The 22,650-nt window shown below is 67.5% G+C and carries 14 protein-coding genes and 4 tRNA genes; 5 read left to right on the top strand and 13 right to left on the bottom strand.

What is annotated here, in order from left to right:
• Nucleotides 1-90: 90 nt before the first annotated feature.
• Both D3230_RS15205 and D3230_RS15200 read right to left on the bottom strand, forming a co-directional pair.
• A complete protein-coding gene (locus D3230_RS15205) occupies nucleotides 91-843 on the bottom strand; it encodes a transglutaminase domain-containing protein (protein WP_202345906.1) in 753 nt (250 codons plus the stop codon).
• Nucleotides 840-1,316: a TrmH family RNA methyltransferase gene (locus D3230_RS15200; RefSeq protein ID WP_202345905.1), complete on the bottom strand. Its 477-nt coding sequence runs from the start codon at nucleotides 1,314-1,316 to the stop codon at nucleotides 840-842. The genes D3230_RS15205 and D3230_RS15200 overlap by 4 nt, the downstream gene beginning before the upstream one ends.
• A gap of 109 nt (nucleotides 1,317-1,425) precedes the next feature.
• Here D3230_RS15200 and D3230_RS15195 point away from each other — a divergent pair, with 109 nt between their 5' ends.
• Nucleotides 1,426-2,982: an SHIRT domain-containing protein gene (locus D3230_RS15195; protein ID WP_202345904.1), complete on the top strand. Its 1,557-nt coding sequence runs from the start codon at nucleotides 1,426-1,428 to the stop codon at nucleotides 2,980-2,982.
• Here the strand turns inward: D3230_RS15195 and D3230_RS15190 are convergent.
• The 6 genes from D3230_RS15190 to D3230_RS15165 form a co-directional block, all read right to left on the bottom strand.
• Nucleotides 2,979-9,476: a DUF7927 domain-containing protein gene (locus D3230_RS15190; protein WP_202345903.1), complete on the bottom strand. Its 6,498-nt coding sequence runs from the start codon at nucleotides 9,474-9,476 to the stop codon at nucleotides 2,979-2,981. The two genes, D3230_RS15195 and D3230_RS15190, sit on opposite strands and share 4 nt — an antisense overlap.
• Nucleotides 9,477-9,655: 179 nt before the next feature.
• Nucleotides 9,656-10,159, bottom strand: coding sequence for an FBP domain-containing protein (locus tag D3230_RS15185; RefSeq protein ID WP_202345902.1), 504 nt, complete (start codon nucleotides 10,157-10,159; stop codon nucleotides 9,656-9,658).
• Between the two features lie 549 nt (nucleotides 10,160-10,708).
• Complete coding sequence (locus D3230_RS15180) at nucleotides 10,709-11,293, bottom strand: NADPH-dependent FMN reductase (RefSeq protein WP_202345901.1); 585 nt, start codon at nucleotides 11,291-11,293, stop codon at nucleotides 10,709-10,711.
• 261 nt (nucleotides 11,294-11,554) lie between these two features.
• Complete coding sequence (locus D3230_RS15175) at nucleotides 11,555-14,365, bottom strand: DUF5979 domain-containing protein (RefSeq protein WP_202345900.1); 2,811 nt, start codon at nucleotides 14,363-14,365, stop codon at nucleotides 11,555-11,557.
• 221 nt (nucleotides 14,366-14,586) lie between these two features.
• A complete protein-coding gene (locus D3230_RS15170; protein WP_202345899.1) occupies nucleotides 14,587-15,798 on the bottom strand; it encodes a sigma-70 family RNA polymerase sigma factor in 1,212 nt (403 codons plus the stop codon).
• Between the two features lie 352 nt (nucleotides 15,799-16,150).
• A complete protein-coding gene (locus tag D3230_RS15165; protein WP_202345898.1) occupies nucleotides 16,151-17,362 on the bottom strand; it encodes a DUF6138 family protein in 1,212 nt (403 codons plus the stop codon).
• A gap of 342 nt (nucleotides 17,363-17,704) precedes the next feature.
• On the opposite strand from D3230_RS15165, the gene D3230_RS16530 reads away from it, so the two are divergent.
• Both D3230_RS16530 and D3230_RS15155 read left to right on the top strand, forming a co-directional pair.
• Complete coding sequence (locus D3230_RS16530; RefSeq protein WP_202345985.1) at nucleotides 17,705-18,151, top strand: DUF1643 domain-containing protein; 447 nt, start codon at nucleotides 17,705-17,707, stop codon at nucleotides 18,149-18,151.
• Nucleotides 18,152-18,408: 257 nt separating this feature from the next.
• On the top strand, nucleotides 18,409-19,689 hold the full coding sequence (locus tag D3230_RS15155) for an MmpS family transport accessory protein (RefSeq protein ID WP_202345897.1): 1,281 nt from the start codon (nucleotides 18,409-18,411) through the stop codon (nucleotides 19,687-19,689).
• Nucleotides 19,690-19,766: 77 nt separating this feature from the next.
• Here the strand turns inward: D3230_RS15155 and D3230_RS15150 are convergent, their stop codons facing one another.
• A complete protein-coding gene (locus tag D3230_RS15150) occupies nucleotides 19,767-20,534 on the bottom strand; it encodes a hypothetical protein (RefSeq protein WP_202345896.1) in 768 nt (255 codons plus the stop codon).
• Nucleotides 20,535-20,897: 363 nt separating this feature from the next.
• Between D3230_RS15150 and D3230_RS15145 the strand changes: the two genes are divergently transcribed.
• Both D3230_RS15145 and D3230_RS15140 read left to right on the top strand, forming a co-directional pair.
• Nucleotides 20,898-21,251, top strand: coding sequence for a TraR/DksA family transcriptional regulator (locus D3230_RS15145; protein WP_202345895.1), 354 nt, complete (start codon nucleotides 20,898-20,900; stop codon nucleotides 21,249-21,251).
• Entirely contained in the window at nucleotides 21,242-22,048 is an 807-nt protein-coding gene (locus D3230_RS15140) for an APH(3'') family aminoglycoside O-phosphotransferase (protein WP_202345894.1), read from the top strand. Before D3230_RS15145 ends, D3230_RS15140 begins: the two co-directional genes overlap by 10 nt.
• Before the next feature lie 72 nt (nucleotides 22,049-22,120).
• Here D3230_RS15140 and D3230_RS15135 read toward each other — a convergent pair.
• The 4 genes from D3230_RS15135 to D3230_RS15120 all read right to left on the bottom strand — a co-directional run bounded on the left by D3230_RS15135 (nucleotide 22,121) and on the right by D3230_RS15120 (nucleotide 22,604).
• Nucleotides 22,121-22,197, bottom strand: a tRNA-Asp gene (locus D3230_RS15135).
• A gap of 91 nt (nucleotides 22,198-22,288) precedes the next feature.
• Nucleotides 22,289-22,361: transfer RNA gene (locus D3230_RS15130), tRNA-Phe, on the bottom strand.
• A 66-nt stretch (nucleotides 22,362-22,427) separates the two neighbouring features.
• Nucleotides 22,428-22,501: transfer RNA gene (locus D3230_RS15125), tRNA-Asp, on the bottom strand.
• A 30-nt stretch (nucleotides 22,502-22,531) separates the two neighbouring features.
• Nucleotides 22,532-22,604 (bottom strand) — tRNA-Glu (locus D3230_RS15120).
• Between the last annotated feature and the right edge of the window lie 46 nt (nucleotides 22,605-22,650).

Below are 22,650 nucleotides of genomic sequence, written 5' to 3'. Positions count from 1 at the left end.
GCGGTACTGGTCGGCAGCCTCGGGGCTGAGCCACCGGCTCGACGGGCGGATGCGTGCGATGCTCTTCGAACGCTCGGCGGTGCCGCCCGCTCAGGCCGGGATCCGGCGCATCACCGGGTCTGCGATCACGCGCGAAGGGAAGCACAGGGTCTGGCCGAACCGCGCGAACAGCTCGTCTCGGTCCGTAACGTAGCCGAGGTCCGCACGCAGGTACGTGGAAAGGTCCGCGGGATCCCCATTCGTTCTCCCGTCCCAGTCGACGGCGCACCGCCCCGCGGCTTCGAACAGCGTTTCCGCACCGGAGTTCGTGAAGGCCCCGCCAGCTCCGCAGCCCAACGGCCCAAACAGCTCCGAGGCGGAGCGCCACGCGTCGAACCGGAACTCAGGCCACGCCAGCAACACCCGGTCCGGCAGCGCAAAAGTGAGGCGCGGGAAGCGGGGTCGCCAGAACGCGCCGTCAATCGAGAGCGCACGCACCCGGGTTTCCACGCCGATCGCGCGGGCGGCACTCTCCAGCACCCCGAGGCGCTGGCTGCACGATCCCGTCCCGCGGGCCAAGACGCGGGAGGCCGGAGTGGTCTCCTCCATCGCGGTGACGGGCCGCACCGCATCCCGGATCAGCGCGTGTGCGGCGCGCACCGTGGCGAGCGGCGACGCCGGGCCGGCCGTGCCATCCCCAGCAACCGCGCGTTCCCGAGCTTGCGCGACGAGCGCGCGGATCACCGGCGACGCATGATCGAGGATCGCCGTGGGAAGCGTCGACCCGGGATGGTCCGTGCCGCCACCGCGCCGGGATTCAGGGCGGCGATACCACGGCGTGAGCGCCAGCGTTGCGAGCCTCACACCCCGGTGTCCGTTCCTGCTCCCGGGAAGCCCCGCTGTCGCCAGGCCTCGTAGGTGGCGACCGCGACGCAGTTCGCCAGGTTCATGGAACGCCGCCCCGGGAGCATCGGGACGCGCAGCCGATCGGTCACGGCCTCGTGCGCCAAGATCTCCTCGCTCAGCCCCGTCGGTTCCGGGCCGAACAGCAGCACATCGCTCGGCTCGTATGAGACGTCAGTGTAGGAACGCTCCGTACGGGCGGTAAACGCGAACACGCGGGCCGGCTGGAGTGCGTGCAGCGCTGCCTCAAATGAATCGTGCTGCTGCACGATCGCCAGATCGTGGTAGTCGAGACCCGCACGGCGCAGCTTCGCGTCTTCGAAATCGAAGAGCGGGTTCACGAGGTGGAGCTCGGCCCCCGATCCGGCGGCCATGCGGATCACGTTGCCGGTGTTGCCGGCGATGCGGGGTTCGAAGAGCAGGATGCGAGTCACCCTTGGGAGCCTACTCTTCTTGCCCGCCGCGTCCCCCTTGCCCGAAGCTATCTTTTTTCTATGTCTCGGGTTATGGTGTGGGCACGTCTGCCGACTGGGGGGAAATCAGATGAAACGCACCACCGCTCTCGCCGCCGCTACGCTTGCCGCCTGCGTCGCGCTGCTGGGACTCGCCACGCCCGCACACGCCGCCACACCGGTAACGATCGCTGTGTCGGCAGACGCCTACGCGATCGACAACAGTGGCCAGATCACCAGCAACAGCGAGTTCCTGTATGACTCCGCAAAGGGCGATGCTCCGGACACGGCCTACCAGATCGCCTACCGTGGCAACCTGGACATGACGAGCCTGTGGCGTTCCTACCGGCTCTTCAAAACCGTCTGGGGGTTCGGCTCCGGGAACACTCCGGCCCGGTGGGCGGAGAAGACGTTCAGCGGAAACTGGGATATCTCGTTCACCGTTGACAGCGAGGTGGTGTCAAGTGACCCCGGGTTCGTCGAGTGCGATGCGCTCCAGTCCGAGGTCGAAGCCCAGAACCCCGACACCGAGTTGAGCTCGTTCATCCGGTGCACCTCGGTGTCCTACGATGCCGAGACCGGACGATATGCCGCCGAGTTCGTTCTTGTCAACGAGGACGGAAGCAAGGTCACCGGCGCTCAGCTCGATGCGAACCAGCCGCAGTCCCTGAGTCTGACGACCCCGGCGCGCGCCTTCTACGTCCCCCAGTCCGCATTCGTGGCGGGCAAGACATTCACCATGACCGATCCCACCGTGAGCGGTGAGATGCGGATGGACGCGTTCTTCCACGCGATGATGCCGCTCACTTTTGATGCCACGGGAAACGCGGTGGATCTCACCATGGTCCACACCTATGACGCAGATTTCGAGTTCGTCAGCGGCACGGCCGGGCGCGCGCTCCCCGAGTCCGTACTCGCGTTGCTCCCCCCGCGGGCGACCATGCAGGTCGATGGCAGCACGGTCACCCCACCCGCACCGGCGGTAACCACGGTGCGCGATGGACAGGGCAGCTGGTCATTCACCGGGTGGGTGCCCGAGCAGGCGATCGTCGATGCCGCCAACCTCCACTTTCAGGGTGAATGGGCGTACACCGTGGACCCTGACGCCGAGTTCGTCGTGAACTACGCTTTCCACGACGTCGCGGGCGGGGAGCTCCCCGCAGCGGTGACGGCGTTGCTCCCCGCGCCGAGCAGTGCGGTGCAGGGGACTGAGGTGACGCCCGAACCGCTCGAGGTCCGCTCCGTCACGGTTCCGGACGGGTTCTGGCAGTTTGCGGGTTGGGAGCCTTCCACCCAGGTGGTCGACGGCGCGGATCTCGAGTTCACCGGCTCCTGGAAGTTCACGCGTTCGAAGGTCGATCCCACGGACCCCACGGACCCCACGGATCCGACGGAGCCCACGGACCCGACCGGACCGACCGATCCGACGGAGCCCACGGACCCGGGTGGACCGACCGAGCCCGGCGGCCCGAGCGATCCTGCCGGACCGGTGACACCCACGACTCCTCCGACGAGTGGGGGCGGAACAGACTGGGCCGGCACGAAGCTTGCACGCACGGGCGGCGCGAACCCCGCCCCGGTGATCGCCCTCGCGGCCGTGAGCCTGCTCGCTGGAGTGATGCTCGGACTTCGCCGACGCGCGCGCTAGCCGTTTCGCTCCGCGGTGCCGCGCCGACGGGTGAACATCGCCGCGCCGACGAGGAAGCATGCGGCGGCACCGAGCAGGACGCCGAAGGTGCCGGCGCTCCCGGTCACCGCAAGCGAACGTTCGGCCGCCGGGAGCGGGGCGCTCGTGCCCGCGGGATCGGCAGAGCCGCCCGGACGCGCCGGCGCGCCGGGATCGCCCGGGTCGGCAGGCGCGGTGGGGTCCGTGGGGCGTGTTGGGCCGGTCGGATCGGTGGGCTCAGTCGGATGCGTGGGCTCGGTCGGATCCGTCGGCTCGGTCGGATCCGTGGGCTCGGTCGGATCCGTGGGCTCGGTCGGGTCCGTCGGATCCGTCGGATCCGTGGGCTCGGTCGGGTCCGTCGGATCCGTGGGGTCCGTGGGGCCGATTCCGCCGCCGCAGAGCTCCTCCACGGTGGGGAATCGCACCGTCTGCGTGGCGCTGCGCCGATCCGGTGCGACCTCCCAGCGGCCCGTCATCCAGTCCGCCGTGTTCTGCAAGATGTACCCGGGCAGCGTCCGCGCGGTCAGCACCACCGTAGCCCCAGGGGCGATCTCCCCCGCAACTTCGTACCACACACCGGGCACGAGGATCACTTCGAGGCTCGGCATGACGACGTCCCCGGCCACGCACACCGGATCGGGCAGGCTCGGAATCGGCGGCACCTCGATGTCGTCCGAGGGGTCAGTGCCGGGTTCAGACGGGTCGGTTCCGCCCTCGGTTCCGCCACCGTCTTCGCCACCCTCGGTCCCACCGTCGGTCTCGCCGTCGGTTCCGCCCTCGCCGCCCGGCTCGGTCGGGCCGCCGTCGGTATTTCCGCCAGTATCGCACCCGCTCGGCGGCGCGAACGCAATGCGCCAGCTCGCGCTGCGTCGGTCGGAGCTGTACGTCCAGCCGTCCCGGTGACCGAGCACCGACCCGTCCAGGGCGCGCACGGTCACCGTCACGGTCGAGCCGAGCGCGACCTCACCCTCGACGGAGTATTCCAGCCCCTCTGTGTCCGGCAGGGTGAGCGCGGGGGCGCGGTCCGGCACCTCGCAGCTGGGGCCCGTCCAGATCGGAAGGTCCGGGACCCATGCCGAGCCGCCTTCGCCAGGTCCCGAACACGCGGGCTTGGGGAAGGTGACGGTGTGGGAGGCGGTCTGCCCGTCCGGGGCGAGCTGCCACCCGGTGGAGTGTGCCAACACCCGAAGCGTGAATCCGGGTTGCGCGGTCGCCGTGATCACGACCGTGCCACCTGCAACCACCTCGCCGTCGATGCGATACTCGATCCCCTCGGTGTCGGGCAGACGCACCGCGGGCGGGGTGATCGTCCCGTCTTCGGCGCAGCCACCCAGGACGACGTCCACCTCGGGGAAGACGTAGTTCTTCCCCTCACACGTGGGGAACTCGACCGTGAAGCTCGCGGTGACACCGTCCGGATCGGGCGTCCACCCGGCCGGCACGACCAGCGTGTAGCCCGGACGCGGGGTCGCCGTGACCGTCACCGATCCCCCGGGTTCGACGGTTCCGGCCATCGTGTACACCACCCCGGGCGTGACCGGCAGCGTAATCCACGGCGGGGTCGCACAGCCGTCCGCATCCCCGCCGCCCCACTGTGGCCGGTCAATCTCGGTCGGCGAGAGCGGGATCGTGGCCCGTACCTCGTCGCACACCCGTTCTTTCCCGGGAGCGCCCGTGCAGGCCTCGTTCACCAAGACCCGGTCACCGGCACTGGCATCGGTCCCGACCCGCACCCGGTACTGGAACTCGACCCAGGCTCCCGCCGCCAGCGACCCCGACCACGCGATGCGCTCATTCCGAACGGGGAGACTGGCTGCTGCGGACGGGTCGCTGGTGTGCACCGTCACCTCGGCACCCGACTCCCCCAGCATCTCCGCGTCATCCAGGACCCGCCCCAGCTCATCGATCATGGAGAGCGGGGTGCGCTCCGTCCACGCGCCGGGGCCCGGGTTCGTGACCCGCACCGTGTAGCTCACCGTGTCGCCGCGGGCGACGCTCGCGCCTGGCGACATCCGCTTCTCGATCAGCGGCTCGGGTGCCGTGATTCGGTGCTCGGTGATGCACGGAGTCTGGGCCGCACCGCAGCCCTGAGGTGCGATCGCGCCTCCGGCAACCCCGAAGGCCTCCCCCGACGCCGAGTTCCGCAGCGTTCCCGAACGCATGTCCTCGGGCACCCGGACGGTGTACACGATCGCCGCGTTCCCGGTCCCCGGCAACACAAATTCTCCGGTTTCGACCGTATCGTCGCGCACCGGCAGCACGCGTCCCGGCGCATCGCCGATGCGCAGCTCGACATCGCCCTCGAGCTCAGCATTATCGAGCACATCGCTGAGGTCGTCGCTGAGCGCAACTCGGGGGACGGGCCAGCCGCCGACCGCGGATGCCTCGACGCGATAGGTAATCGCGTCGCCGGGCCGCACCGACGCATGTTCGGACAGCTCATCACCGTTCGCGCGGTATGCCCGCTTACTCAGCGTCCACCGCTCGCCCACTCCCAGTTCGGTCTCGGCCGATCGGGTGAGGTGGGAAGGCTGGGCGGCCGGGTTTCGGGTGTCCCCCGTCGCCACCGCCTCCGCGCGAAGCATCAGGTTGCTGCCTGATCCGGCACTCTGATTCGCCACCCGCACATCGAATTCGATGCGTTGCGTGCGGCCCGCGGCGAGTCCGCCTGACCAGCGGAGCTCTGTCTGAGCGATCGACGCCCCGCCCGTGGGCGCGCGCGTGACCGCGGCATCGTCCAGCACGTCGGAGAGATCCATGGTGAGTGAGAGCGGATTGCCCGCTGCCCAATTCGATGGCTGATTCCAGTCACCGTCCCCCGTGTTCTCGAGGCTGACGGTGTAGCTGACGGTGTCTCCGGCGCGGAGCGCCGACGTGGGATTGGGGCGCTTCTCCGTGGAGACGGTCACCTCGACGTCTGGATACTGGAGTTCCAGCTCAGCGAGGGTCTCCCCACAGTCTGACACCGCCGCTTGGCCGTTTCCGGGGTTCCCCGTCGCGCACACGGGGTTCACGAGTCGGTGGTCCCCCGTGTAGGCGTCGGAGACGCGCACCCGGTAGTTCATGTACTGCACAGCGCCGGCGGGGAGGGCGAAGTCAGAGACGATCTTTCCGTCGATGGGCGCCGGCAGCGCGCTGCCGCAGGATGCGGTCATTTCGGTGGGCCCGCAATACGTGGCGTGGGTACCGGTCCGCGATTCCATGAACACGGCATCGTCCAGCACGCCGGTCAGGTCGCTGGAGAACCGGGCGAGCGTTTCGTTCGCCCAGCTCGACTTCGCCACCCAGTCGCCGTCGCCCGTGTTTTTCACGGCAACGTGGTACTGCAACACGTCTCCTGCGCGGACCGGCCCCTGCGGGTCGCCGCCGACCTTGGTCCAGAGCTGGCGCTGAATCTGCAGTTCAGGATGCTGCACGGTGACGCGCTCGCCGAACGCATGGGAGTGCTCGATCCTGGGCCGGTCATTGCCCGGGTCCCCGCCGGTGGTGAATACGGTGTCGAGACGCTGATCCCCCGCAAGGAAATCGTTCGTGATCTGGATCCGCACGTTCATGTAGTGCGTCGCGCCGGCCGCGAGCGGGAAGGACTCCGAGATTGTCCCGTCCGCGCTGACCGCCGGAGACGTGCCGCAATAGGGGGACCACTCGGTGGGCGCGCAGTATCCGGCGCTGGCACCCACGCGCGCGCCGATCACCACGGCATCATCGCGGAGGCCCGACACGTCGGCGGTGATCTGCGCGAGGCGATCCGCCGCCCACGCGGACTTCGCCGTCCAATCCCCCGCGCCCGTGTTCTTCACGGCCACGTGATACTGCAGCACGTCGCCGGCGCGGATCGGGCCGCCCACTTTGCCCGCGACCTTCGTCCACCGCGCATCGGCGAGTTCCAGGTCCGGGTGCTGCACCTCGACCCGATCGCTGAATTCATGCGTCCGTGTGACCCTCGGCTGGCCGTTCCCAGGCTCCCCGGTCGTGGTGAACACCGCGTCGAGACGCTGATCCCCCGCAAGGAAATCGTTCGTGATCTGGATCCGCACGTTGACGTAGTGGGTCGCGCCTGCGGCAAGTGCGAACTTCTCGGTCACGGTGCCGTCGGCGGCCACGGCCGGTGAGGTGCCGCAGTACGGCGACCACTCCGTCGGCCCGCAGTAATAGGAGTTCGGTCCCACGCGCGAGCCCAGGATCACCGCGTCATCGCGCAGTCCTGACACGTCGGCGGTGACCGTCGCGAGCCGCTCGGCCGCCCACGCGGACTTCGCCGTCCAATCCCCCGCACCCGTGTTCTTCACGGCCACGTGGTACTGCAACACGTCGCCGGCGCGGATCGGGCCGCCTGCCTTGCCCGCGACCTTCGTCCACCGTGCGTCCGAGAATTCGAGGTCGGGGTGCTGCACCTCGACCCGATCGCTGAACTCATGGGTCCGCGTGATCCGCGGTTCGCCGTTCCCGGGCTCCCCGGTCGTGGTGAACACAGAATCGAGGCGTTGGTCTCCCGCAAGGAAATCGTTCGTGATCTGCATCCGAATGTTGAAGAATTGTGTGGCACCGGCGGCGAGCGCGAACCGCTCCACGATGGTGCCGTCAGCGGCGACAGCGGGGGCGGTGCCACAGTACGGGGACCATTCGGTGGGACCGCAGTAGTACGCGTTGGGTCCAACGCGCGAGCCCAGGATCACCGCGTCATCGCGCAGCCCGGACACGTCCGCGGTGATCGTGGCAAGCCGCTCGGCCGCCCACGCGGACTTCGCCGTCCAATCCCCCGCGCCCACGTTCTTCACGGCCACGTGGTACTGCAACACGTCGCCGGCGCGGATCGGGCCGCCCGCCTTCCCCGCGACCTTCGTCCATCGCGCGTCCGAAAACGCGAGATCCGGGTGTTGCACGGTCACTCGGTCATCAAATTCGGCGGTACGTTCAACCCGTGGGGCCCCCGCCCCGGGGTCCCCTGACGCAACAAAGGCGTGTGCCAGGCGTTGGTCTCCCGCGAGGAAGTCGTTCGTGATCTGGATCCGCACGTTGACGTAGTAGATGGCCCCGGCGTTCAGCGGGAAGCTCTGCGAGATCCGGCCTTCCGCGTCGGCGGTGGGGGAACTGCCGCAGTAGGGGCTCCACTCCGTGGGCCCGCAGTAGCTCGAGTGTGCGCCCGCGCGAGCGCCGAGAATGATCGCGTCGTCACGCAGCCCCGAAATGTCGGTCGTGATGGTGGCGAGCCGGTCTTCGGCCCAGGCTGACTTCGCCGTCCAGTCGCCGGCCCCCGAGTTCTTGACGGCAACGTGGTACTGCAGCACGTCGCCGGCGCGGATCGGGCCCTGCGCCGCCCCGCCCACCTTCGTCAAGCGTTCCGTGACGAACTCGAGGTCCGGAAGCTGCGCGGTGACCGGTGCCGCGAGCCGAGCATCGGTCGTGAACGGCGCCCCACCTACCCCGAGAGCACCCGAGACCGTTGCGGTGTCCGCGAGGAGGAGGGAGTCGGGGAAATGGTTGCGCACCTGGACGCGCACGCTGATGTAGCGGGTCGCGCCCGGGGCGAGGGCGAAGCTCAGCGACAGGGCCGAGCCGCTCTGCGTGATCCCGGAGCCGCAGTTTGCCGACCACTCCGTCGGCGCGCAGTAGTTCGGGTGCGTGCCCGTGCGAGAGCCGGAGTAGACCGCTCCCGTGGTGAGCTCGTCCAGAGTGGACTCGTAACGGAGCGGGTTCGCCGCAGTCCAGGAGTTCGTGCCCGTGTTCGTGATCGCCGTGTGGAACTGCAGCACCTCGCCCGCTCGGATCGGACCGGACACGGGGCCGGTGACCTTGTTCCATTGCCGGACCACCCGGATGCCCGACTCCGGGTGCTCCACGGTGACCGTCTTCACCGGCTCAGCGAGCCCTTGGGCGGTGTACAGGTTCAGCCCCGAAGGCTCGGCCCCGTTCGGGCTCGGCGTTCCTCCCGCGGGGGCGGGAAGCCGGTCGGCGGATCCCGCGCCCACCGGCGCGGGATCCGCCGCCGGAGTCGGCGCGGGCACGTCCCGTCCCGGATCGGGCTCTACCGGATCGGGCACCGTCGCCTCAGAGCCGTCCTCCGCCGGTTCGGACCGCCCCGGATCAGACTGCGCCGGATCGGGTTCCACGGGATCGGGCACCGTCGCCTCAGAGCCGTCCTCCGCCGGTTCGGACCGCCCCGGATCAGACTGCGCTGGACCAGACTGCGCTGGACCAGACTGCGCTGGATCAGACTGCGCCGGATCGGGTTCCACGGGATCGGGCTCCGGTGCCTCAGAGGTGTCCCCCGCCGAGGGGAGTTCCGCGGAGTTCTCCACCACGGGAGGCGGTGACGATTCCACGGTGGCGAGGGCGGGTGCCGGCGAGGCGACGAGGAGTGACGCGACGAGCGGCGTGATTGCCGCTGCCGCCGCGATCCACCGTCGCAACTGGTCCCCGCGGACCCGACCCGCACCTGCCCGGACCGGGCTCCCCCACTGCATTGCGCCACGCACGCCTGAACATCCCCCTTGTGCAGGTGGCTTCCGGCTCAACCGCTCTCGCGGAACGCGCACTCCCCGATCGGGTCACTCTGCGTCAACGTCCGGACACGATCTCCGTGTGCCACTCCCCTCATTGTATTGAGGGACGGGCCCCGGTGCGGCACGGTCCGCGCTGCACCGGGGCCGCGCGGCTACCGACCGGTGAGGAGCATGTCGGCGAATCCCGCCGCTTTGAGCCGGAGATCGTCGATCCGGCGCTCGCGCGCCGCCGCCACATCGAAACCGGTGTACGCGGGCGGCGGATCATTCCGCACGTTGCGGGAGCACTCGAACGCGCGGCACACCAGGGTGCCCACGGTGTTGCCGCGCCGCCCGGCATCGCCCACGCGTTTCGCGCTCCAGAAGACGACATCGTTGGGGAGCCGCACGTCGCGGCACCAGTTGCACAGTGCCCGGGCGCGCGGGGTCGCCTCAGCCTGGGTGAGGAGCACCCCGACGGGGTCACCGTCGAGCCGGGGCAGGACCACGTAGCCGCGCCGCACAAACTTCGGATCCCGCCAGCCGAGGTAGTCGAGCTGTGCCCAGTCGTCCGGGCCGAACTCGGCGAGCTGATCCGGCACCGTCATTTCCTTCACCTCCCGACGGGAGACATTGATGAAGGACGAACGGATGAAGGAGTCGGTCAGGGGAAGCATGATCGCGCTTTCTGGGAGCCCGCGCACAGCTGTCTGCAGCGTGCGCTCCCGCAGAGGTGAGTGAGGGTACGGTGACACCGCCGCACGGGGCGCGCAGGGCGCGGGCGCGGCGGTGACATCCAGCTAGTCGTCGTCGGCGAGTGCGTCGCCAACAACCTCCTGACGCTGGGAGTACAGCTCTCGGGAACTCACGGGCACGAGTGTAGCAAGCGATGCGGGATCACGCGTCCCGTCGGCCTGCCGCATCTCCCGCAGGATCGGCCGTCCGCTCGGCGACCGAGACGCGGCTCGTCCTGAGCTGCGCGAGCCTGGATTCCGGAAGCCTGGGTTCCGGAAGTCTGGGGCCCGGGAGCACGCAGCGTCGCCGCGCCCCACAACCGAGCCGGAAATGCACAACCGACCCGGAACACGCAGGATTTCGCGCGAGTTCGGGGTCGGTTGTGCCAGAAGAGGTCGGTTGTGGGGCCCAGCCAGTCGAATCGGGCGCCGCCAGCCGGGTCGGATGCCGCTAGCCGGGTCGGGCGCCGCCAGCCGGGCCCCAGCGGCGGCTTAGGCCGCGACCGCTTCGTTCAGGCGTGCCGCGAACGCCTCGCCGAGCTCACGAATATCATCCGCGGAGCCCGCGATGATCGGTGCCGCGTCGGTGAGTCGCCCGTCGGCACCATAGGACTCACGCGGCAGCGTGATCTCGACGCCCTGGCTCACGGTGTCGAAGCCGATGAACTTCATGACGCTGTGCAGCTGCTCCGCGGCCGCGCCGCCACCGTAGCCGCCGTAGCTGATCACGGATGCCGGCTTGCCCTTCCACTCGTGGAACAGGTAGTCGATCGCGTTCTTCAGGGACGCGGGGTAGCCGCCGTTGTACTGCGGGGTGAGGAAGACCACCGCGTCGCTCTCCGAGACACTCGCGCTCCAGGCCTTGGTGTGCGCGTGCTGGTACTGGTTCAGTGCCGGCATCAGCGGTTCGTCGAGCAGCGGCAGCCCGAGCTCCGCGAGGTCAACGATCTCCACGCGGGCGTCAGCCGCCTCGGCCAGCACGGGGGCGAGCGCCGCGGCGATCTGGTCGCCGACGCGCACGGGGCGCACGCTGCCGACGATGAGCTTGATGAGCGGGCGCTCGGAGGTGGTGGTCATGCGGAATGCATCCTTTCAGCGGGACAGCACGTGTCCGGTGTCGTGTCGAGGGATCGCACAGAGCAATTCCGTGCCCGCGATCCCTCGACCGCGCCCCGATCCCCGAGTGATGCAACGCCCAGCGCCCCGCCGCATTCCCGGAGCGCCGTGTCGCTAAGCGCCGCGCCTCGGGGCTCATCCGACGCGCCAGACGACTCGGCCCCCGGTCGCGCTCGCTCCGAGGAGCGGGCGCGACCGGGGGCCCAGGACTCAGCCGCGGGGCTACGCGCCCGTGTGCGCGCCGGTACCGCGCTTCCGGAGCAGCAGCAGCGCACCGCCGATGAGCAGGAGTCCGGCGCTCAGCACGCCAATGCCCGCGAGGCCCGCGCCACCGGTGGTCGCCAGCGGCGGCTTCGGGCCCGTCGGCGGAGCCGCGAAGGTGTTCACCACGTCAACGGTGTTCTTCGTCCCGGACATCGCGGATACCACGCCATCCGTCGACCCGCCGTCCGAGGCGGCGTCGCTGTCTCGCATCGACACCGTCGCGCCGCGCGGCACGTCGGTCTCGGTGACCTGGCAGGTCACGCCCGCGGGAACCGTCACCGTGCGTGCCTCGCCGTCAGCGAGCGTGAAGGCGGCATCCGCCTCGGGCAGCGTGTAGGCCGCGTCGATCAGCGCGCCGTCGGTGCCGACCTCGGGGATCGTGCAGGCGAGCGCGAAGTGGTAGGGCTGGCCGGTGCCCGTCCCCACGACCTGCTTGGAGACCGTCAGCGCAGCGTTTTCGAACGTGTTCACCGCGCTGATGCTCAGGCGCTGCAGCGCGTCGGGGGTGCCCCGACGAACCTCTGCGGCGTTCTCGAAGGAGTCGTGATCGATGGTCACCTTCGCGGCGCCCCCGGTCTCCGTCTCCTCGGCGAAGCACTTCGTACCGAGCGGCAGGAGGCGCGGCTCCCCCGCATCGCCGAGGAACTTCGTCTGGCCGCCCTTGATCCGGACGGTCCCGGAGTACACGTCCGCCCGCACCGGCGATCCGGCGCTGTCGCGCTCCTCGATCTGGCAGGTGACCAGGATCTCAAAGACGCGATCCTGCGCTGCCGCAACGGCGATCTCGTCGCCGCCCAGCGTCTTGGTCACCTCGACGGATCCGGCGCTGTAGAAGTTCGTCAACGATGCGGTGACCGTGCCGCTGACCTGTTCCTGCGGATCCCAGGGGATCGTGACGGTCACGGGTGCCGGCCGCTGGTCCGCGTCCGAGTTCCCCGCCGCGGTCTCCGTCACGGTGCACTCGGCACCGGCGGGGATCGGCGTGAGAACCTCCGACGTGACCGCGGACTGGCCGTTCACCTGCAGCGTCACGTCTCGTTCGAAGACGGTCTCCCGGTCCACGGTGCACACCACGGCGAAGGTCAGCTCGTCTTCGGCGGCGAACTCACCCGCGCCCGCACCGGTCAGCTGCTTGGTGATGATCAGCCCACCCGAAACGGCGCTGAGCGTGTTGGTGACCGTGACGTTGACGACGTCATCTCGCCCAATGGTCACGGTGTCCGTGGACAGCGTCGCGCCGGTCCAGCTCGCACCGTTCACGGGCTCCGGGGTGCGCTCGCTCAGCGTCAGCACCGCGCCCACGGGGAGCTTCGGGGACTGCACCGCGGTGCCCGAGGCGGGCAGACTGAGCGTGCCCGATCCAGCGTCGAAACCGGGACCGGCCGGGTACGCGTAATCAAGCAGGAACTCGGCGTCGGGGTCAACAGCCGCGGCGCCGTCGCCGTCAACGATCTTTGCGGCGGAGAACACCCCCTGAGCCACCGACGCGGTGTTGGTCGGCGTCACCTCGGTCGTGGCCGCACCGGCGATGGCGAAGTCGTTCTGCGAGAGCACGGGCGTCGCCCAGTCGAGATTCGCCGGATCGGCGGGCAGAATCTCGTCAATGTGCACGGTTGAGCCGGTCGGGTACGACGGGCTCGTCCAGGTGTTCCCCTCGGTGACCGTGAACTCCCCGGCGCTCTCCGCCCCGGCGGGGGTGGTCACCGTGAACGTGCCACCGAACTCGATGCCCTCGACCGCCGGGCCCTCCCAGTTCACGGCCTTGGTGATGGAGAACCGGCCCTTCTGATCGCCGGTGCCGGTGCCGCCGCCACCCTGACGGACGACTTCGCTGCCGACGACGCGGTCCTCGCCACCGATCGTGACCGTTGCCGAGTTCGTGTAGCTCCCGGCCGCGCCTGCATCCGTGACCTGCGCCACGTAGCGAATGCTGTAGTAGTACCCCGCTTCCGCGGTCCACTCGACGGTCGTCCCGTCCACGGAGTATCGATCCAGCGGGACCGACTGCCAGTTCCCCGGCTGTTGAACGCCGGATCCCGTGACGACGAGCTCGTTCGTGGCGCGCAGCACCGGGTAGGTGTTCCCCTGGAACTCGGTGAGCATCTCCTGGTTCGGACCGGGGGTGTCCACGACCCGCATCGTTTCACCGCCCACCGCGCCGTTCACGCCACTCCCGACCACAACGGTCCACATAATGGTGTCGGTCGCACGGTCGTAGCTGCCCCACTTGCTGCTCTGGCGACCTTCGAAGCTGCAGTTTTCCGTGCACGGCCCGTCGGGCGGCGTCACGATCACCGTGACTTCCTTGCCGTCAATCACGTAGGTGGTCTCGGTGCCCTCGGTCACCGTGGTACGCACCTGGGCCCAGAAGTTGAAGTCTCCCGACAGGTTGTAGGGGTGCGCCTCGAGGTACGCCGCGTCGAAGTCACACACGATCTGGGTGGCCGTCACCTCGCACTGCCCCATTGCCACCCCACTCGGGTCGAGCAGCGGGAATGCGTCGGTCAGGCCCTGCAGATCGGCCGGCAGGTCAACGACAAACCCGGCCGGGGAGGTGGGGTTGTCCGGCAGCGACCAGCTTCCCGTCAGCTCCGCATCCCACCCGCTCGTCACCGTGGTATTCGTGAATTCGATCGCTGTGAGCGTCGCTTCGGTCTCGTATGGCGGGGCCGCCACGGCTGCGGTGGCGCTCCCCAGTGTGAGGAGACCGACGAGCGCCGCCGCGATCCCGCGCCAGACTCGTGAGCCTCGTGTTCGTTGTGTACCCATGATTGCTCTGTGCACTTCCCCTTGGTCAGACGGTGGCAGCCGCACGCATCTCCGCGGCTCGTGCGAGGCCGGTCCCGGAAATCTCCCCACCGGACTCGCACGACAAATAAAGACCGCCGGCCGGGCAGATCGTTACACCGACCCAGCAATTCCGCGAGCTCCCGCGCCTGCGCGCCCCGTCGAGCGCCCCCGTGCGGCCGGTCATGTGCGGTGTCTCGTCGCTACTCCTGCAGGAACCAGTTCGGCGTATCGTCGTCGCCCGCGACCACCGCGCCCCCGGTCAGTGGCGAACCCGACGGCACCGATCCGGTTCGATCGGTGGGTCCGGTGCCCTCCCCGTCCGGCGCAGCGGACGGGGGTGGGGTGCTGGGCCGGTCACGTGCGACGGGTTCGTGGATTCCGGGATCCTCCGGGAAGGCTTCGGGTGCCTGCGGAATGATGAGGAAGATCCCCCACATGACCAGCCCGATTCCGGCCGCGAGGCTCGCCCACACCGCGAACCGCTGCGCGGTGTGGGTCGGTGCAGCCGCGGCGCGGCCCACGGCCGGACTCGCGTGTCGCACCGCCTCGTCTGTGGCGGCCGTCGCGGCGGGGGCGTTCCCCGTTCCCGCCGCAATCGCGATCCCCCCGACGGATCCGCCGATGAGCAACGGTCCCACCCACACGCGCAGCTGCCGGGCGAGCGAACGCAGGCGTTCGAGTTGCGCCGTGCAGGCGGTACAACCCGCGAGATGCGCCGAAACTTCGGCGGTGTCACGAGTCCCCAGGCTCTGCCGGGCGAGGCTCGCAAGCCGCCGAGCAAATGGGAGACACCGCGGATCGCTGACCTCCACGTACTGCTGGAGGTAGGACGTCGCGAGCCGTTTCCGCGCTCGGTGCACGGCGACCCGAAGCGCGCCGGGGGTGGTCCCCAGGTGCTCGGCCGCGTCCGAGGCGGTGAGGCCCTCGACATCCACCGCCCAGAGCATCTCGCGGGTCTCGGCGGGGAGCGCAACAAACGCGCGCACGATCTGGTCGCGTTCGGAGAGCTCCGTCACGAAGTCAGGGGTAACGTCCAGGAAATCCGCGATGGTCTCCGGGGCGACCGGCACGGACTCCGCCGCGAGTTCGGCAGCACGGCTCGCCTCTCCCCGCAGTGCGACCAGGAGGTATCTCAACACCGATTCCTGTGGCCCGTTTCCGCCCGCCAGCGCGCGGAGCACTCGCGCAAACGTCTCCGCGGTCAGATCCTCTGCCCGGCCCCAGTCCCGGGTCAGGGTGTACGCCTGCGCCGTGACCGCCTCGCGGTGACGCCCGTAGAGCTCGGCGAAGGCCGCACGGCCCCGCACCGAATCGGCGTCGGATCGCACGACAGCGCAGAGCGCCACGTCATCAACGCCCGCGAGTTCGGCGGCCACCGAGTCCGGGTATGAATCGGCAGCGGAACTGTGCACCCGTGATTCTGTAAACCCCAAAACCCGCCATTCCTTGCGATTACCCATGCGCCCCCAGTCCGAATGGACTCAGCGTCATTATCATCTCGACCCCACGCTGGAGTGAAATCCTTGCACGTCTCCCCCAAGAGAGCCTGACAGCGGGATCTGCGCGCTGTGGATTCGAGCGGCCTACAGCGCGGTACTGGGTATCGTCGTCGCCCTCTGGGCCGGGCCCATCGCGGGGGTGTGCGGATCCCCGAACTCGTCAGTGCCGCCGTGGAGATCGTGGTGGCCGCATGGGCGGGGCCGTGCTCTGGATGGCGCAGCGTGTGCCGCTGCGCCGGGCACGGCCCTGACAGGTCGACCGGAGTTACGCGAACACGGCGGCCAGCAGTGGCCGAAGCTCTTCAGGAGCACGCGCAATGATCGTGCTGCCGAGCTGACCGGCCGTATCCCGTCGTTCGGCGGCTTCTCCCCAGATCGCATACCGGACGTGACGCCAGGCGTCGTCACTGACTGACGCACGCAGCGGCACCAGCGCGCCGAGGCTCGCCGCGTTCGCCACCTGCGCCGCATATCCCTTCCGGTGCCGGAGCTGCTGGATGTTTCCCGCGCAGCTCAGCAGGTAGCCCAGGCTGGTTGCATCGAAACCGTGGGCGTCGATATAGGCCTCGACGAAGCGGTCGTGCACGGACTGGTGCTCACCGTCGGCCTCGTCCAGATACGACTGCACCAACCGCACCACCTCCGGATGCGCCGCGGCGTCCGCGGTGATCCCGAGTGCGAACACCGCGAAGGTGCCCGGCATGGCGCAGTGTTCGTCGTCGAGGTTCGTGTACCAGTCGTGCTCGCGCATCGCCGATTGGGCGTAGCGGGCAATGCTCGGCCACAGCGCGGGGTACGCCACCGCGCAGGCGAACAGCTGATGCATACCCTTCTTGGGCAGCCCGGGGATGGGGAGATACTGCTTGGTGGGGCCCCGAAATTCGAGGGCGTAGGAGCGCGGAAAGTCAGTGGTGTCGAGGAGCCGGACCAGATACTCAAGCACGGCCGCGTAGCTCTGCTCGGTCTCGTTGTTGATGGCGACTCGGACTGTCGCCAGGGCATCGTTTGCCTGCGCGCGAACCCCGGCAGCATCCCCGCTGCCGCGGTAGGCCGCGAGTTCAGCGGGCAGATCCCCGGTCCCGTGTTTCTGGAACTGCGTCGGCAGCGTGCTTCCCAGCTTCGTTACCCACTCAAAGATCCGGTGTGCGCTGACCGAAGCGTAGCTCGGCCCAAACTTCAGCTCGCCGATCGCCACGTAGCACGCGAACTGAAAGAAGCCCTCGGGCAGGTGGTCCGTCTCTGCATCGGCGCGCAGCTGCCAGTCGGGATCCCACTCGCTGCCCTGATTCGTGAAGTACGAGACGCACAGCCGCTGATCCACCCGCTCCCGCAGGGTGGAGGAAATTGCGTGCCACCCGAGCAGTACCCGTGCTCGCTCGGCCAGGTCGCGTGCCGAGTCGAACGCGAACTCGTCGGCCGGGATCAGTCCGATCCCATACTCGAGCACCGCGGTCCCCAGCATTCTCTGGCCCGCCACTACAAGGCCGCTCCCCCGGCTCAGCTTCTGCGGCACCGCGGTGCCGTCCCGAATCTCCTGGACCGCGCGGTCGAAGAGCGCACGAGCGTCCGCATCTCGGAGAGCCTCATCGAGGACCAGGTAGTCGATACCGGACAGGGCTGTCGCTTTCTCGAAATGGCGGTGGCGGCCCCAGCGCGGGGGCAGGGAGGGGCAACCTCATCCTCGGGGCGACCGAGCACGATGCAGCGGGGGTCCCAACGGAGAGAGTGCTGGCATGAGCGAGGCGACCGGTCGAACCGCGTGGGTGTGGGAGAAGTCAGCTCACGGGAACTCCCGCTTCGTCTTCGGCACCGCGGATGAATCCCCGCTCATCTGTTTCGGGATCACCCCCAGCACGGCCGTGCCGAGTGCCCTCGACCCCACAGTGACGCGTGTACGGCCTTCGCCGAGCGCAGCGGGTACGACAGCTGGACCATGTTCAACGTGTACCCACAGATCTCGAGGAATCCGGCGGGAATCCAACCTGATGCCGATCACGTACTCGCGGCGGAGAACATGCACCGGATCGCCGATCACGTTAGCGGGCGACCACTCACGGTGCTTGCCACGTGGGGAACACTGATCGACTCACGCCCGTACCTGCGGAACCTTGCGCGCGACATCGCCGCGCTGCCGCAGCTCCAGGCCTGCACCTGGGTGCAGCTTGGAATACCGACGACGGCCTTACACCCCCGGCACCCGCTCTACGTGAATGGCCCAACGCCTTTCGAGCCATTTAACGTTGCGGGGTATTCGGCCTCTGCTTAAGCGACTGCAGGAGGCTTGGCACTTCCAACCCGCTCGTTGGTTACTACGCTATTCAAGTAGTTCTTGCGGGTGCTTCCGGACTCGCACGGCAACTGGACCGCCCTGAACCTAGAGCTCCAGCAAGCTTCCGATGGTGAAGCAAAACTCTTTTCCGGGTAGAAGCATTGTTTTTCCATTCGCTTGGCTTCGTCCTAACAGTGAAAGTGCATTCGGTAAGGTTGATCTAATCAGGTACCAACCCTTTGCCAAGGAGTCGAATGTCGACGTCAGATACTCCAGATCATGTGGCCCACCGCCCAGAATATTCAGAGTCACCGACGCCGCATGAAGGGCTGGATACGTCGGCAAGTCAAGGCAAACGACGGATTCCAAGTCAACTAAGAAGATGGGTCGCCGTTTCCATAGCGCTCCTCCTCGTAGTCGGAGCTGGCATTTGGTACCTGGTCGATACCTCGAAGAAGCGGGAAGTGCCGGACCTTGTCGGGAACACCTACGCCTCGGCCGAGGCCTCACTGGACGCCCTGGATCTCGGCATGATTCCAAATCCCAACCAACTCGTTCAGGAAGTGTCCGGCGAGTTCATCGAGATAACCGCCCAGGAGCAAGAACCCGGGACGCGAGTCTACGCGGGCGACAGCGTCTCAGTATCAGTTGCCCCCGTGGAGATTTCTGTGCCGGACCTCGGGGACATGACGATCGAGCATGCCGAGACGGAACTCGCAGCGGTAGGCCTTTTTCTGGAGCGAGTGAACTCGATACCGGAGAACCTCGACGACTACGCAGAGGGTGTCGTATCGATGTGGAAAGTTACGGAACAATCGATTACACCCGGGAAAAAGGTTGATGCTGGAACCGGTGTTGTGATTTCGGTTGACATACCGGATGTGGAGGTGCCGGCGCTAGAAGCCGAAGCAGACTCGAGCTCAGATCTCGATGCCGCACAGGCCTCGTTCGAGGCGAGCGCCGCTGACGAGATCTCACGAGCATTGCTAGTGCCGGTGTTCGTTGGCACAGGGAACGCTCCGCTCTCGATGTCCCCAGCCACCGGCCAGGCAGTTCCCGCCTTCACGGAGGTTAAGGTCACACTGGGCATCACCATGCCGGATCTTGTAGGTAAGGACATATCGGTGAGTTCGGCTTTGGCAATGCTCAAGTCATTGGGGTTCAGCAACGTGACTCGCGCGCACGATGACGATACCGTGGTCGTGAGCCAGAGTGTCGCAGCAGGAACTATCGTCGCGGCCGACTCCGAAGTTCGACTCGAGAATAGGCCGAAAGGCTACATGTATCGAGTAACCGGCAATGGTTCCGTGGCGGACATCACGTGGTCGCAACCCGGAAGCTTCAACGTCCAGCAGGCGAACAGCACTTCGCTTCCCTGGGAGAAGGCATTCGACCCGGCCATGTCTGGCATCGGAATGCTGAGTGCATTCATGTCTGACGGCGGCACTGAGATCACGTGTCAGGTCGTCAAAGACGGAAAGGTTGTCAAGGAGAACACTTCAACCGGCCCATACGCAATGGTGAGCTGTTACTAGGAGCAGTTCAGAAGACCGAAGGGGTCCGCGCCTAAAGGCGCGGACCCCTTCTCGGTGGATCCCAACATACTTAGCGACTACTTCGCAGTAGGGATTTCTACCTCGAAGTTGTTGTATTCCGCATCCATGAACTGAAGTTCAAGAGTGCCGCCGAGGCCGACGTTAGGAAACCATACGGCCACGTTTGCAACTCGGTCGCTCTTGAGCTCAATCGGGCCGTCGGTGGTCTTCGCCGAGGTAGGGCGGCCATCGTCTGTGACATAGGTGGCTTCGTACGACCTGATTGTGAGCGGGTCCACGTTGGAGGCAATCTCTACAACGACTACTAGCTCGCCACCAATCGTCTCGTATGAGCTCACGTAAGTGACGCTTCCCACGTCGGCGACCGAAACTGATGTCCCGTCTCCAACGGCAATCCGACCTTCGAGAGGCTTACCGTCTGCATCGAATGAGACAACTTTGTCGTCCTCATCCAGCACGATGTTCGAGTATTCGTAGCAGAAGTCCGCCTTTTCGGCGCCTTCAGCATCGTAACCATCGGCACACAAGAACACCGATTCGCTTTCAATGACGGTCTCCTGGCTCTCGACCCCGAGACTTCCACCGTCCTGCTGTGCCTGGGCATGGGCGATCTGCTCGGTGGCGTACATCGCCGCCGGTGACCCTGGGGCCGCAAACTCAAGCGAAGAAGATTTGTCTGCAGGCCCGACCTCACCCAAAGGGGCGAAGTATCCCTGCAGCGCCTCCTCCGGGAATGGGCTCCCACCGGAACACGCTGATAAGCCCAACGCCATGGTTACGGCAGCACCAACGGCGAGACCGGCGGAGAGAAATCGATTAGACATTCGTGTCCTTTGAAGTAGGAACCTGTGCGTACAAACTGACTTTACCAAGCATGCCACGTTGGCTTTGCACCCCTCTCGCAGCCCTGGGCCACAGTTGGCAGCAGAAACGGTGCTTCTCGATGCCCAGCACCCCTCGATTCGCGAACCGTCGACACAGTCCTCCACTGGCACGCGGGCCACAGAGCCAAATGGTACGACGCAGCCGGGATAGTGAGCTTGGCCCGCCGAAACTCAGCCGGCATTGCTTCCGAAACTCGGTTCCCAGCGTTCTGGACACTTCACAGTCCGATCGGGGTTAGTCTTGGGGAACCACTTGTTCCCCAAAGTGGGTAGTGGCACCGTGAATCGACTTGGAGATACTTCATGGACTCCCGCTCGAACCCAGACACACAGCACCGCACCCACCTCAGCGCCGAACTGGAGCGACTGCGCGCGCGGGCTGAGCGGCTCGACGCGGAACTCGCCGCCCTGGTGCGTGCGCGCAGCGGCGCGCCAGACGACGACGAACACGACCCCGACGGCGAACCCTTTTCCGCACAGTGGTCGCTCCGAGCCGGCCTGCTCGAGTCCGCGCGCGCCGACCTCCAGCAGGCCGAGGCCGCGATGCAGCGCGTCGATGACGGAAGCTACGGGACCTGCCTCACGTGCGGAGGCGCGATCCCGAGCGGGCAGCTCGAGGTCCGCCCGTTCCGCGAGCGGTGCGTGTCGTGCTCCTAGCGGGCGACCCACCGCGCAGCTTCGCGCTCGACCCCGGCGAGTGGGAACCCGTCACCGGCGGAGAGTCCGGTGCCGGGGTCCTGCGGCACCGCACGCGGGACCGATTCGCCAAGCTGGTGTCTCGCGCCGAGGTCGGCTCGCTCGCCGCGGAGCGGGATCGCCTCGCTTGGCTTTCCGGCACGCCGGTCCCCGGCCCCACCGTGCTGGACTGGCGCGACTCGGAGCACGGCGCATGCCTGATCACGAGCGCCGTCGCCGGGGTGCCCGCGGATCGGCTCGATCCGGCGGCGCTCGCAACGGCCTGGCCGGCCATCGCCGACACCCTCCGCGCCCTGCACGAGCTCCCCGTGGAGAGCTGCCCATTTGACCGCGGCATCGACCCGATGATGACCCTCGCCCGCGCGACGGTGACCGAGGGCCGCGTCCAGACCGAGTTCCTCCCCGAGCACCTGGTCGCGACCCCGCCCGCCGAGATCCTTGCGGGTCTCGAACGCGCACTTCCCGAGCTGCGCGCCGGGGAGGCCCGCGACGCGGTCGTGTGCCACGGCGACTTCTGCCTCCCCAACATCGTGATCGATCCCACGACCTCGCGCGTCGGCGGCCTGATCGACCTTGGCCGCCTCGGACGCGCGGACCCCTATGCGGATATCGCGCTCCTCCTGGCGAACGCGCGCGAATCCTGGTCGGATGAGCCCTGCGCGCGGCGTGCCGACCGGGAGTTTGCCGCCCGCTACGGCATCGACCTCGATGCCGAGCGCCTGGACGCGTACCTGCGGCTCGACCCGCTGACGTGGTAGGGACGGGCGCCGCGCGAACGCCGGGAGCGCCCTACAACGAAAAGAAGCCCGTCCAAAGACGGGCTTCTCGAGTGGCGACCCTGACGGGACTTGAACCCGCGACCTCCGCCGTGACAGGGCGGCGCGCTAACCAACTGCGCTACAGGGCCAGATATGAAATTGTGTGCTTCCCGTGTGAGACACACGGGGTCAGGCACGAAGAAAGAACCCCCTTGATGTAGAAGCTACAAGGGGGTTCAGTGGCTCCGACCGGCATCGATCCGGTGACCTTTCGATTTTCAGTCGAACGCTCTACCAACTGAGCTACAGAGCCAGGTGTTCACGCTAGGGCGATCACCGGAGACGAAGAAACCCTTCCGAGGAAGGGTTCTTCACCTAGCGACCCTGACGGGACTTGAACCCGCGACCTCCGCCGTGACAGGGCGGCGCGCTAACCAACTGCGCTACAGGGCCATAGTGTTATTCAATTATACGTGGTATCAGTGACCCCAACGGGATTCGAACCCGTGCTGCCGCCGTGAAAGGGCGGTGTCCTAGGCCGCTAAACGATGGGGCCGAAGCACTTTCATGCTTGCTACCGAGATGAAATACTATGCCGACTC

Origin of the sequence: Leucobacter chromiireducens subsp. solipictus, from assembly GCF_016758195.1 — a bacterium.
GTDB classification, from domain to species: Bacteria; Actinomycetota; Actinomycetes; order Actinomycetales; family Microbacteriaceae; genus Leucobacter; species Leucobacter solipictus.
Note: the sequence above shows the minus strand (reverse complement) of the source record. Positions and strands in the feature narration are given on the sequence as shown.

Bases quoted from the DNA above. Each gene is read 5' to 3' on its own strand.
- D3230_RS15195 (WP_202345904.1), top strand. From the start codon at position 1,426: ATGAAACGCACCACCGCTCTCGCCGCCGCTACGCTTGCCGCCTGCGTC.
- D3230_RS15185 (WP_202345902.1), bottom strand. From the start codon at position 10,159: ATGCTTCCCCTGACCGACTCCTTCATCCGTTCGTCCTTCATCAATGTC.
- D3230_RS15180 (WP_202345901.1), bottom strand. From the start codon at position 11,293: ATGACCACCACCTCCGAGCGCCCGCTCATCAAGCTCATCGTCGGCAGC.
- D3230_RS15175 (WP_202345900.1), bottom strand. From the start codon at position 14,365: ATGGGTACACAACGAACACGAGGCTCACGAGTCTGGCGCGGGATCGCG.
- D3230_RS15145 (WP_202345895.1), top strand. From the start codon at position 20,898: ATGGACTCCCGCTCGAACCCAGACACACAGCACCGCACCCACCTCAGC.
- D3230_RS15150 (WP_202345896.1), bottom strand. From the start codon at position 20,534: ATGTCTAATCGATTTCTCTCCGCCGGTCTCGCCGTTGGTGCTGCCGTA.
- D3230_RS15155 (WP_202345897.1), top strand. From the start codon at position 18,409: ATGTCGACGTCAGATACTCCAGATCATGTGGCCCACCGCCCAGAATAT.